The 14,126-nt window shown below is 39.9% G+C and carries 2 pseudogenes; both read left to right on the plus strand.

The features are described from left to right. Window positions 1–523: 523 nt before the first annotated feature. A pseudogene (locus tag BC008_RS09725) lies at window positions 524–10,627 on the plus strand (amino acid adenylation domain-containing protein); the annotation flags it as partial. A gap of 135 nt (window positions 10,628–10,762) precedes the next feature. Beyond that, a pseudogene (locus tag BC008_RS52915) lies at window positions 10,763–14,080 on the plus strand (non-ribosomal peptide synthetase); the annotation flags it as partial. Window positions 14,081–14,126: the final 46 nt, after the last annotated feature.

Consider the following 14,126-nt stretch of genomic DNA (forward strand, 5'->3'; position numbering starts at 1 on the left):
AATTATTATTACTAAAATTATTTTTTATAAAAAAATAAATTGTATTCGTAAGGTTACGAGTATATAAAACAACATTTGAATTTGCAAACTACATTATAGTAATTCATCACCCTGATAGATAAAAACTCCACCACTGCAGCCAGATATTATCGCCTTTCATGTTGAAATATTTTTTACTTCTTTTGCTGACGTAACTAAAAGAGTAAAGAATTTTGTCTTTATTTTTTATACCGTAGTACAGCTAAATTTTATTTAACAAATGGTAACAGGCGGCTAGTACCCCAAAATTCGACATGTAGGAGTTATCAATTAGTTTGTTCGTAGAAAATACCTCTTGCAAAACTCCCACTATCTATCTCTAGATAGGCACCTATCTGATTCTAAATTCAATAAACTGCCATTTGAGTTAACTTGGGTCGCACTATTACTGTCATTAATCTTCAAACTATTGTTCGTCGACTTGAGGGTGCTTGCGGTACTGAACATTTGAGTGTCAAACCTAATTTTTCAGAGGAGTGAAGCTATGACAGCTGCTAGTGGGATCGCAACCTTTGTCGAATTACTACGCTACCGTGCTAGCATTCAGTACGAACAAACTGCTTATACTTTTCTTGCTGATGGAGAAGTCGAAACGGGACGTTTGACTTACGGTGAGTTAGATTTACAAGCGCGGGTGATCGCTGCAAAACTCAAATCGCTTTGCGCTCCCAAAGATCGGGTTTTATTAATTTACCCATCAGGTTTAGAATTTATTAGCGCCTTTTTTGGTTGTTTGTATGCGGGAGTAGTAGCGGTTCCGGTTTCTCCTCCCCGACGTCATCAAAATTTATCCCGATGGAAAGCGGTTGCTATTGATGCTCAAGCGAGAGCAGCGCTGACAACTGAAAAGATGTTGGCTGAGCTTGAGCAGCGAGGTTTAAATAAGTTGGGTTTAAATCTGGAGTTGAATGAGTTACATTGGCTCGCAAGCGATTGTATTACTTCGGATAAGCCATCTGATTGGGTTTCTCCTGATGTAATGGAGGAGAGTTTAGCATTTTTGCAATACACTTCCGGTTCCACCGAAGCACCGAAGGGGGTAATGGTAACTCATGCTAATTTGCTTAATAATTCCGAAACAATAAAGCAAGCTCTCGGACATAACGAGCAGACAATTATGCTCAGTTGGTTACCAAATTACCACGACATGGGATTGATAGGGAATATACTGCAAACAATCTATTTAGGAAGCTCATGTTTGTTGATGTCACCAACTGCTTTTTTGCAAAAGCCTTGGCTTTGGCTGCAAGCAATTTCTCGCTACAAAGTTACGACAAGTGGAGGACCTAATTTTGCTTACGATTTATGTGTAAACAAGATTAAGCCTGACGAACTTGCGAATCTCGATCTAAGCAGTTGGGAAAAAGTTTTTAATGGGTCTGAACCGATTCGTGCGGATACCTTGGAAAAATTTGCCAATTATTTTAGTTCTTATGGATTTAGTTCAGAAGCTTTTTATCCTTGCTACGGGATGGCTGAGGTAACTTTATTGATTTCGGGTAGAGCGCAAGCCAAAAAGCCAGTAGTTCTTCAAGTTGACCGGAAAGCTCTCGAGCAAAACCGAGTTATTGTTGCATCTGACCCACAAAGTGCTCGGGCGATAGTTAGTTGCGGTAAAAGTTGGTTGGGACACGAAATAGTTATTGTTAACCCTGAAACTTTAGCTCGGTGTCAGGATGGAGAAGTGGGAGAGATTTGGGTCTCCGGGGAAAGTGTAGCTCGGGGATATTGGAATCGACCCCAAGAAACAAGAAAAATCTTTCAGGCTCGTTTAGATTCTCAAGGGAAAGATTTTCTCCGGACTGGTGATTTGGGATGCTGGCTTGATGGTGAGTTATTTATTACAGGTAGACTCAAAGATTTAATTATTATCAGAGGTCGTAACTATTATCCTCAAGATATCGAATTGACTGTTGAGAAGAGCTATCCAGGCTTGAGACGAGGCTTTGGAGCAGCATTTTCTATAGAGGTAAATGGGGTTGAACGGTTAGTTACGGTTCAGGAAGTAGAACGAACTTACCTGCGAAAGTTGGATAAAAATGAGACAATCAATGCGATTCGACGGGGTGTCTCCCTGGAACACGAGTTGGACGTTTATGCTGTTGTGTTGCTCAAGACTGGAAGTATTCAAAAAACCTCTAGTGGAAAAATTCAACGCCGTGCTTGTCGAGATGCTTTTTTACAGGGAAATTTATCCATAGTCGGAGATTGGAAGCAGGGATCAGCAGAGCAGGGGAGCAGTAGAGCAGAGGAGAAGATTTGGCTTTCTGGTGCGCAAAATCAAACTCAACAGGACTTGCACGCAGATAAGTCACTTACGGTTGAAAGCAATACTCAAGCTCTCAATTCTCATCACAACTTTACAGGTCCCACTCAAAATCAAATTCAAAATCAAATTCAAAATCAAGCTAAAAACAGCGATCCATCTGTAGAGAAAAAATTACGCGTTCGCATTGCTCAAATTTTAGAATTCGACTCTACGGATATCAAAATCGAGCAACCTTTAACTAGTTTGGGGTTAAATTCTTTAAAAGCGATTGAAATTAAAAACTTTGTTGAAGCACAATTTAATCTATTTTTACCAATTGAAAAATTCTGGGAAGATTTAAGTATTAAGGAACTAGTCAATTGGATTGATTTACAGCAGACATTTTCGACCCCAGAGGTTCCATCTGATGAGGTCTTTTCTCAAGGGGTAAACTCTGAGGGGATCGTCCTATCTTCCCCAAAGCAAATATCAAGTACGAGTTCTGCAACTAAAACCACTGGAAATATAACTAACATGCAGTTCAGCCTGTTATATTTTTCTAGTAATGAGGCTGGATTTGAGAAAAATAAATATGAGCTACTGATTGAAGGAGCAAAGTTTGCCGACCGCCATGATTTTACTGCGGTATGGATACCGGAACGTCATTTTCATGCTTTTGGTGGTCTTTATCCCAATCCTTCTGTATTAGGTGGGGCTTTAGCGATGGTGACGGACCGGGTTCGTATCCGCGCTGGAAGTATTGTTCTACCGCTACATAATCCGATCCGAGTTGCTGAAGAATGGTCCGTCGTCGATAATTTATCTCAAGGTAGAGTCGATCTAGCCTTTGCTAGAGGCTGGAATCCGAATGATTTTGTCATCTCTCCAGAGACATATGCTAACTCGAAAGATGTGATGTATTCGAGTTTAGCTGCTGTCAGAAGGCTTTGGCGTGGGAAAAATCTACGGTTACCTAATGGAGTTGGTGAAGAAACTGAAGTTACAATTTATCCTTTACCTTGTCAGCAGGAACTTTCAGTTTGGATAACTTGCACGGGTGGAAAGGAAAGGTTTATTGAGGCTGGGTATCGGGGCGTCAATATCCTTACAGCCCTATTGTTTCAGCCCATAGAAGAGCTAGCCGAAAAAATATCTCTTTACCGTCAAGCTCGTAAAGAGCATGGTTACGATCCCGATACGGGACATGTAACATTAATGTTACATACCTTTGTCAGTGAAGATTTGGGGACGGTACGTAAAAAGGTAAGACAACCGTTTATAGATTATTTAAAATCTTCCGTCAATTTATGGCGACAAGAAGCAAAAAGTTTAGACGATTTAAATGAGCAAGACCGAGAAGAGTTATTGAATTATGCTTTTGAGCGTTATTTTCAGACCAGTGCATTATTCGGTACTCCGGAAACTTGCTTGACGATGGTAAATCGACTCAAGGGGATTGGAGTTAATGAAATTGCTTGTCTAATTGATTTTGGAATAGATACAGATTCGGTGATGTCTGGTCTTTATTCCCTCAAGAAGTTGAAGCAGATTTCAACTAATTCTTTAAAGGGAGGGGGGGTAGCGGAGGAAGCAGAAGAAGCGGAGGAAGAAGGGGAGCAGGGAGTGCGGGGGGAGGGCGAAGATAAGGATAATATTATTGGCGATAGCTCTGGTGAAAATCTCGATGGATCCTATAGAGACTTAGCATGCTACATTTCCCACGAAAAGGCTGCGATCGCGGATAATTATTCTTCCCAGATTGATGTAAGTACGAGTTTGGTTAAATCTTATCCACTTTCTGAGGGACAAAAAGCTTTATGGTTTTTATACCAGTTAAATCCGGAAAGTGCTGCTTACAATACTGCTTTTACCGTTCGCATCCGTTCTAAGTTAGATATTGAAGCTTGGCATAGTGCTTTACAAGCTTTGGTGGAAAGACATCCAATTTTACGTAGTAGTTTTACTCAGCAGGGAGACGAACCGTCTCAGAAAGTTTATGATTCTCGCAAGATTAATATCGAGGAAATTGATGCTAAAGGTTGGACGCAGAAGGAATTAAAAGAAGAGGTAATTAAAGCCTATCGTCGTCCTTTGAGGTTAGAGAAAGGGGAAGTATTAAGGGCGAGTTTGTTTACTCGTACACAACAAGATAGAGTATTTTTACTGACAATACATCACATTGTCCGCGATGGATGGTCGATGGGGATTTTGATTCAAGAGTTACGAGAACTTTATTTAGCTCAATTGCAGCAGCGAGAAGCATCTTTAGCTCCTCTAGAATACAATTACCAAGATTTCGTGCAATGGCAAACCGAGATGTTGCAAAGTTCCCACAGGGAGCGCTTGGAGAATTACTGGTGCAAACAGTTAGCTGATGCAACACAGATTTTAGATTTACCCACAGATAGACCGCGTTCGCTTCACCAAAGTAATAATGGAAGGTCTTATACTTTTAAGTTGAGGAGTAGCATAACTCAACAACTTAAGGAGTTTGCTCGGGAAGAAAAAGCAACTTTATATATGACTGTTTTGGCTGCTTTTCAAGTATTGTTGTATCGCTACACGGGTCAAACAGATATTTTAGTGGGTTCTCCTGCTATTGGTAGAAATCAAACTAAATTTGCTCAAACTGTCGGTTATTTTGTGAATCCGGTTGTTCTAAGGGCTAAGTTTACCGAAGATAATCTTAGCTTTAAGGCGTTTTTGGCTCAGGTGCGTCAGACAGTTTTAGAAGCGATAAGCGCTCATCAAGATTATCCTTTCCCTCTGTTGGTAGAACAGTTACAACCACAAAGAGATTCTAGTTATTCTCCTTTGTTTCAAGTGTCTTTTGTATTGCAAGAAAGGGAAGGTGAATTAGCAGAAATTACGGATTTGTTTGTACCTGAAGCTGGAAAAATTCAAGTTGATTGGAATGGGTTAAAATTGGAGCCATTTCCAATTCCCCAAGAAGAAGGACAGTTCGATCTAGTTTTAGAGGTAATAGAAGGACACGACTCTCTACATTGTGTCTTTAAATACAATAGCAATCTGTTTGATCAAACTACTTTTGTGCGGATGTCTGAAAATTTCCAAACCTTACTGGAAGGAATTATCTGCAATCCGGAGCAAGAAATAGTCAAATTACCTTTGCTTGCTGAAGTTGAGAAAAATCAGCTACTTAGAGAATGGAATTTGACTCAAGTTGAATATCCTCAAAATAAATGCATTCATCAGTTGTTCGAGGAGCAGGTAGAGAAAACTCCTGACGCAATCGCAGTAGTATTTAAAGAACGACAACTGAGCTATTCGGAGTTGAATCGTCGAGCAAATCAATTAGCTCATTACTTGCAAAGTTTAGGGGTAGGAGCAGAAGTATTAGTAGGTTTATGTGTCGAACGCTCCCTGGAAATGGTAATAGGGTTACTCGCAATCCTCAAAGCGGGTGGTGCATACGTACCATTAGATCCGGCTTATCCCCGAGAGCGCTTAGAGTTTATGCTTTCGGATACTGGCGTTAAAGTACTGCTAACTCAACAGAACTTATTGACGATTTTGCCAGAGTGTAGTTTAAACGCAAAATTAATTTGTCTCGATAACCCCAAAGAGGTTGCGCGCTCTAACGCGGTAAACCTAACGCATCAGCGCGTGCTCAGCGATCACGACTGGGATACAATTTCTCAAACTTCTGCAGACAATTTATCTGAAGACAATTTAGTTAGTGCAGTCAAACTAGAAAATTTGGCTTATGTTATCTACACTTCTGGTTCCACAGGTAAACCAAAGGGAGTTTTAGTTCCTCATTCCGGACTAATAAACTTGACTTTTTGGCATCAATCTGAGTTTAAAATTACTCCATTAGATAGAGCCACTCAATTAGCAGGAATTGCTTTTGATGCTGCGGGATGGGAGATTTGGCCTTATTTAACCACTGGAGCTAGTATTTATTTGGTTGAGTCTGAGATTGTTGTTTCGCCAATAGATTTACAAAATTGGTTAACGAATAAGGAAATTACAATTAGTTTTGTCCCGACCCCGTTAGCAGAAAAGTTATTATCTTTGGAATGGAGTAAAAATACAGCTTTGCGAATCATGTTGATTGGGGGAGATAAGCTTCATCAAGCTCCATCAGCATCAATTCCTTTCCAGGTAATTAATAATTATGGTCCAACGGAGAATACTGTTGTTACTACTTCTGGGGTGGTTGTCGCTGACGAGGAAGTAGATAATGCACCTTCCATTGGTAATGCGATCGCAAATACTCAGGTGTATATTCTCGATCGCTCTTTACAACCAGTACCAATTGGTGTTCCGGGAGAATTACATATCAGTGGTGCGGGTTTAGCAAGGGGTTATCTCAACTGTCCGGAATTAACCGCAGAAAAATTTATTTCTAACCCGTTTTTAGGAAGAGGAGCACAGGGAGCAGAGGAAGCAGAGGAAGAAAATTGTCTTTCCTCCCTAACTTCCTGTGCTCTTTCCCCAGTCACAAATCCCCATATGACGCTGTCGCGTCACGCTGCGCTAACGCAAATCCCCAACCTCTATAAGACGGGAGATTTAGCGAGATATTTACCGTCAGGGAAGATTGAATATTTAGGAAGAATCGACAATCAAGTAAAAATTCGTGGTTTTCGGGTTGAATTAGGTGAAATTGAAACGGTATTAGCTCAACATCTGCAAATAGAACAAGCTGTAGTAGTTGTAAAAGAAGAACATGCAGATAAACGCTTAGTCGCTTATCTTGTTGCTCTCGATGAATCCACAATTACGACAACACAACTCAGAGATTACTTGCAACAAAGGCTACCAAATTACATGTTACCTTCAGCCTTTGTATTCCTGTCAGAGATTCCATTAACACCGAATGGCAAAGTTAATCGTCGAGAGCTTAGTGTACTAGAAATAACCAGAGAGCCTAGTCAAGCAGAATTGCGAGAGCTTACAGCAACAGAAGAAATTTTAAAGGGAATTTGGATCGAAATTCTTGACCTAGAAGATTTAGCGATCGATGAAAATTTCTTCGAGTTGGGGGGACATTCCCTACTCGCGACTCAAGTTATTTCTCGCATACGTCAAACATTCGAAGTAGAATTACCTTTGCAAAGTTTGTTTACATCCCCTACGGTAAAACAGATTGCTCGAGAACTAGAATCGTTTCGTCAACAAGGTTTGGAGTTAGTTGTTGGAAGTATTAAACCTCGTTCACGAGCATTAGAAACTCAAGAATTACCTTTATCCTTTGCTCAGCAACGATTATGGTTTTTAGAGCAACTTGAAGGAGAAAGTGCGGCTTATAATTTACCAGTAGCAATAAGTTTGAATGGAAATCTGCAGCTAAATGCTTTAAAAATGGCTGTGGAGGAAATAATTCAAAAGCATGAAATCTTGCGTACTAATTTTTCTTGCATAAATGATTCACCCATACAGATAATTCATCCAAATCTTGAATTTAATTTATCTGTAATCGATTTACAGCATTTGAGCGAAGAAGAAAAACCTGTTGAAGTTCAAAGTTTAGCAAGAATTGAAGCACAAACTCCTTTTCACTTATCCCAAGATCCTTTGCTGAGAATGAAGCTGTTACAGCTAGCAGAATCTGAATATGTGTTGCTGTTGACGATGCATCATATCGTTGCTGATGGTTGGTCCCTGGGGATTTTTGTCAGGGAATTATCAGTTCTTTATCAAAGCTTTTGTAAGGGTAAAGTTTCTCAATTAAAAGAATTACCAATTCAATATGCTGATTTTGCTGTATGGCAAAGAGAATGGTTAACTGGAGATGTCCTAGATAAACAGGTTAATTATTGGAAACAACAGTTAGCAGATGCTCCCCCATTATTAGAGTTACCCACCGATAAACCTCGTCCTCCCATCCAAAGCTTTCGTGGTGGAAGTGAATCTTTTCGTTTGAGTGAAGAACTTACGCTTAAGCTGAAAAAATTAAGTCAGCGATCGCAGACAACCCTATTCATGACTTTACTGGGAGCTTGGGCGGTATTATTATCTCGTTACAGTCAGCAAGAAGATTTAGTAATTGGTTCGCCGATCGCAAATCGCAATCACTCAGAAATAGAACCTTTAATTGGGTTTTTTGCAAATACTTTAGCTTTACGATTCAATTTGCAAGATAATCCTAGTTTTGAACAGTTTTTAGCGCAAGTTAGAACTGTCACTTTAGATGGATATGAAAATCAAGATTTACCTTTTGAGCGTTTAGTTGAAGAATTACAACCGCAACGCAATTTAAGTCATAATCCTATTTTTCAAGTGATGTTCACTTTGCAAAATTCTTCACTTGAAGAACTTCAACTTCCCGAGTTGAATTTGAAAGTACTAGAAACGGAAAGACTCAGCACTAAGTTTGACTTGATGTTGTCGATGGAGGAAACAAAATCAGGACTTAAAGGAATATGGGAATATAACTGCGATCTGTTTGAAAAAACGACTATTCAGCGCTTGATCGCAAATTTCCAGACATTACTCGAAAGTATCTCTACCGAACCGACCCAAGCAATAGCAAACTTATCTTTAGTCAGTGAAACCGAACTGCAACAATTACTGTACCAATGGAACGACACCGAGTTAGATTATCCTCAAGACAAATGTTTGCAAGAATTATTTGAGGAACAAGTAAAGCGATCGCCAGATGCGGTTGCAGTAATATTTAAAGAACAAAGTTTAAATTATAACGAGTTAAATATTCGTGCTAATCAGCTAGCACATCACCTCAGAGAGTTAGGAGTAAAACCGGAAATTTTAGTCGGAATTTCCATGGAACGCTCTTTGGATATGGTGGTAGGAATATTAGCAATTCTCAAAGCTGGTGGTGCTTACGTTCCACTCGACCCAGCTTATCCCTCCGAGCGCTTAGCTTTCATGCTTGCTGATGCTGAAGTAAAAGTGCTGCTGACCCAAGAAAAATTAGTAGCAGATTTACCAAAATTATCAGCCCAAATAGTTTGCTTAGAGCGAGATTGGGAGATTATTTCTCAACAACCTCAAAACAATCCGGTTAATAAAGTTCGACCAGAAAACTTGGCTTATGTCATTTACACTTCTGGTTCTACAGGTAAACCAAAAGGAGTTGCGATCGCCCATCGCAGTCCGGTAGCTCTATTATTTTGGGCGCGAGAAGTCTTTACAATTGAGCAAATAAGGGGTGTCTTAGCTTCAACTTCTATTTGCTTTGACCTTTCGGTATTTGAGTTGTTTGTCCCCTTGAGTTGGGGAGGTAAAGTAATTTTAACTGAGAATATTCTCGAGTTACATAATTTACCTGCAGCTGACGAGATCACCTTAATTAATACGGTTCCTTCTGCGATCGCGGAGTTAATTCGAATTAAACCTTTACCGCGTAACGTGCGAACCATTAATTTAGCTGGAGAAGCTTTGCAAAACAAACTCGTACAGCAGCTTTATCAACAAGAGAATATTGAAAAAGTCTTCAATCTTTATGGACCTTCGGAAGACACCACATACTCAACATTTGCTTTAGTTGGGAAAGGAGCGGATAATTCACCGACCATTGGTAATGCGATCGCAAATACTCAGGTGTATATTCTTGATCGTCATTCACAACCTGTACCAATTGGTATCCCAGGAGAATTACATATCGGTGGTACGGGTTTAGCAAGGGGTTATCTCAACCGTCAGGAATTGACCGCAGAAAAATTTATTATTGTAGAGACCTTACACCCACAGACGTCACACGTGGAAACGTCGAATGTAGAGACGTTGCATGCAACGTCTCTACAGGGTGTACGGTTGTACAAGACGGGAGATTTAGCGAGATATTTACCTTCAGGGAAGATTGAATATCTGGGAAGAATCGACAATCAAGTAAAAATTCGCGGTTTCCGGATTGAATTAGGTGAAATTGAAACGGTATTAACTCAACACCCGCAACTAGAACAAGCAGTGGTAGTTGCAAAAGAAGGAAATGCAGCTGATAAGCGTTTAATAGCCTATCTCATTACTGATTCACACTCCTTAATTACAACAACACAACTACGAGATTACTTGCAACAAAGGCTACCAAGTTATATGGTGCCATCAGTCTTTGTGTTCTTGTCAGAGATACCATTAACGCCGAATGGTAAAGTCGACCGTATAAGACTTAGTGTATTAGAAGTAACTAGAGAGCCTGGTCAAGTAGAATCTCAAGAGCTCACAGCAACAGAAGAAATTTTGAAGGGAATTTGGATCGAAATTCTCGGTGTAGAAGATTTAGCGATCAATGAAAATTTCTTCGAGTTGGGGGGACATTCTCTACTTGCGACTCGAATCATTTCTCGGGTACGTCAAGGGTTTGAGGTAGAATTACCTTTGCAAAGTTTGTTTACATCCCCTACAGTAAGACAGCTTGCTCGGAAAATAGAATCACTTCGTCAACAAGGTTTAGTTTTAGAATCTGTAATTGCAAATATTAAACCCCGTCCCCAAGAATTAGAAGTTCAAGAATTAAAAGTTCAAGAATTAAAAGCTCAAGAATTACCTTTATCCTTTGCTCAGCAGCGATTATGGTTTTTAGAGCAACTTGAAGGGGAGAGTGCAGCTTATAACTTATCAGCAGCAATGAGTCTGAGCGGAAATCTGCAGTTAGATGCTTTAAAAATGGCTGTAGAGGAAATAATCCAAAGACATGAAATCTTACGTACTAATTTTTCTACCCTAGCTGATTCACCCATACAAATAATTCATGCAAATCCCGAGTTTAATTTATCTGTAATTGACCTACAGCATTTAAGCGATTTAGATCGACAATCTGTTGAGGTTCAACGTTTAGCAGTTATTGAAGCACAAACTCCTTTCGATCTATCTACTGATGCTTTGCTACGAATGAAGCTGTTACAGCTAGAAACATCTGAACACGTTTTGTTGTTGACGATGCATCATATTGTTGCTGATGGTTGGTCGTTAGGGATCTTTGTCAGGGAATTGTCCGAGCTTTATCAAGATTTTTGCGCAAATAAAATTTCTCAATTAAAAGAATTACCGATTCAGTACGCTGATTTTGCTGTATGGCAACGAGAATGGTTAACTGGAGATGTCTTAGATAAACAGGTTAATTATTGGAAACAACAGTTAGCAGATGCTCCCCCATTATTAGAGTTACCCACCGATAAACCTCGTGGTGCTGTACGAAGCTTTCGCGGTGGAAGTGAATCTTTTAGTTTGAGTGAAGAACTTACACTTAAGCTGAAAAAATTAAGTCAGCGGTTGGGGGTTACCCTATTCATGACTTTACTGGGAGCTTGGGCGGTATTATTATCTCGTTACAGTCAGCAAGAAGATTTAGTAATTGGTTCCCCGATCGCAAATCGCAATCACTCAGAAATAGAACCTTTAATTGGGTTTTTTGCAAATACTTTAGCTTTACGATTCAATTTGCAAGATAATCCTAGTTTTGAACAGTTTTTAGCGCAAGTTAGAACTGTCACTTTAAATGGATATCAAAATCAAGATTTACCCTTTGAACGCTTAGTTGAAGAATTACAACCACAACGCAATTTAAGTCATAATCCCGTATTTCAGGTGATGTTCGCTTTGCAAAATACACCACTCGAAGAACTCGAACTTCCCGGGTTGAATTTGACACAACTAAAAATAGAAACAGCGCGAGTTCAGTTCGATTTAATCTTGTCGATGGTGGAAACTGATGGGGAATTAACTGGTTCGCTCGATTACAATACCGATCTGTTTACAGCTGAAACAATTCGCCGTCAAATCGGACATTTTCAGACTCTACTTGAGGGAATAACTACCAATCCCCAACAAAAATTAGGACTATTACCATTACTAACAGAAGCCGAAAAACATCAGTTACTCTTTGAGTGGAATAACACCCAAGCCGATTATCCTCAAGATAAATCTATTCATCAATTATTTGAGGAGCAAGTAGAAAAAACTCCCCACGCGATTGCGGTTGTATTTAAAGAGCAAAAACTGAGTTATCACGAATTAAACACCCGCGCAAATCAACTTGCTCATTACCTGCAAAATTTAAACCTGCAAAATACAGGAGTAAAAGAAGAAGTACTAGTAGGTTTGTGCATTGAGCGAACTACTCCCGAAATGCTTGTTGCGATGTTAGCAATTCTCAAAGCTGGAGGAGCTTACGTTCCCTTAGATCCGAGTTATCCCCCCGAGCGCTTAAATTTGATGCTTCTTGACGCTCAAGTAAAAGTATTAATCGCACAACATAAATGGGTGACAAAGTTACGACAAAGTGAAGCACAGTTGGTTTGTATAGACACAGATTGGGAAGTAATTTCCCAACAAAGTCAAGAAAATCCCGACCTCCAAGTTAGTTCGGACAACCTTGCTTACGTAATTTATACTTCAGGTTCTACCGGTAAACCCAAGGGTGTAGCCATTCCCCATCGAGCGATCGCGCGCCTATTATTGAATGCAAACTATATTCAAATCGATTCTACCGACAACATTGCTCAAGTTTCCAATATCTCTTTTGATGCAGCAACCCTTGAAATTTGGGGTGCACTGCTTCACGGTGCAAAACTGGTAATCATTGATCGAGATACAATACTCTCACCCCACGACTTCGCAAACTGTATCCGCGATCAAGAAATTAGTATCTTATTTTTAACAACCGCTTTATTTGAACGTTTAGCTAGCCTTGTCCCCCAAGCTTTCCAACCTTTGAAATACCTTCTGTTTGGTGGTGAAACTGTAAATCCTCAACGAGTTCGAGAAGTACTTAAAAACAATTCTCCTCAGCAATTGTTGCACGTCTACGGTCCGACAGAAAGTACAACATTTGCTAGTTGGTATTTAATAGAAAAAGTTTCCCTAAATGCAACTAACCTTCCCATCGGGAAACCAATTAGCAATACCCAAATCTACATCCTCGACTGTCGACTCCAACCAGTACCCATTGGTGTACCTGGAGAATTATATATTGGTGGAGACGGTTTAGCCCGAGAATACCTCAACCGTCGGGAATTAAACGCAGAAAAATTTATCCCCAACCCTTTTTACAAGTCAAAACAGACCGCGCTTTCAGCGAGAAAAAGTAAAAATTCAAAAGTTAAGACTCAATTACCAATTACCAGTCCTCAATCCCCGGTCCCTAGTCCCCAATCCCCAATCCCAAATTACCAATCCCCAACCCCCAAACTATACAAAACGGGGGATTTAGCAAGATACTTGGCTGACGGTAATATTGAATACCTTGGCAGAATCGATAATCAAGTTAAAATTCGCGGTTTTCGGATTGAACTAGGGGAAATCGAGGCGATACTAAACCAATACCCCGGGATACGCGAGTGCGTTGTGCTTGCTCGAGAGGACAAACCTGATAATAAATATTTAGTAGCTTATATTGTCCCCGATCACGAGTTAGCTTCACCACAACTGAATTTAACCAGATCGAAAGAACAAAATAAGCTGGCTGATAAATCGCTGTCTGAGTCGATTAGAGATATTCGCTCTCACCTCAAAGAGAAGCTACCCGAGTACATGTTACCGAGTAGATTTGTACTGCTACCAAAATTACCTTTGACAGCTAACGGCAAAATTAATTACCGCGCTCTACCTAAACCTGAAGAGTACAAAGTTGAAGAGACTGCATTTATAGCACCCCAAACCCCAACCCAGGAAATAATTGCTGAGATTTGGACTGAAGTTCTCGGAGTTAATAAAGTAAGTATCCATGACAACTTCTTTGAAATTGGGGGACATTCTCTGCTCGCAACATTAGTAATGGGTCGTCTACACGATAGCTTCCAAATAGATTTACCTCTACGCTGTCTATTTGAGAACCCTACCATTGCTAGTTTGGCAGAAATTATTGAGAAAATTCGTTTCACATTCGAGCAATTACAGTTCGCTCCAGGTG

Origin of the sequence: Mastigocoleus testarum BC008, assembly GCF_001456025.1 — a bacterium.
GTDB classification, from domain to species: Bacteria; Cyanobacteriota; Cyanobacteriia; order Cyanobacteriales; family Nostocaceae; genus Mastigocoleus; species Mastigocoleus testarum.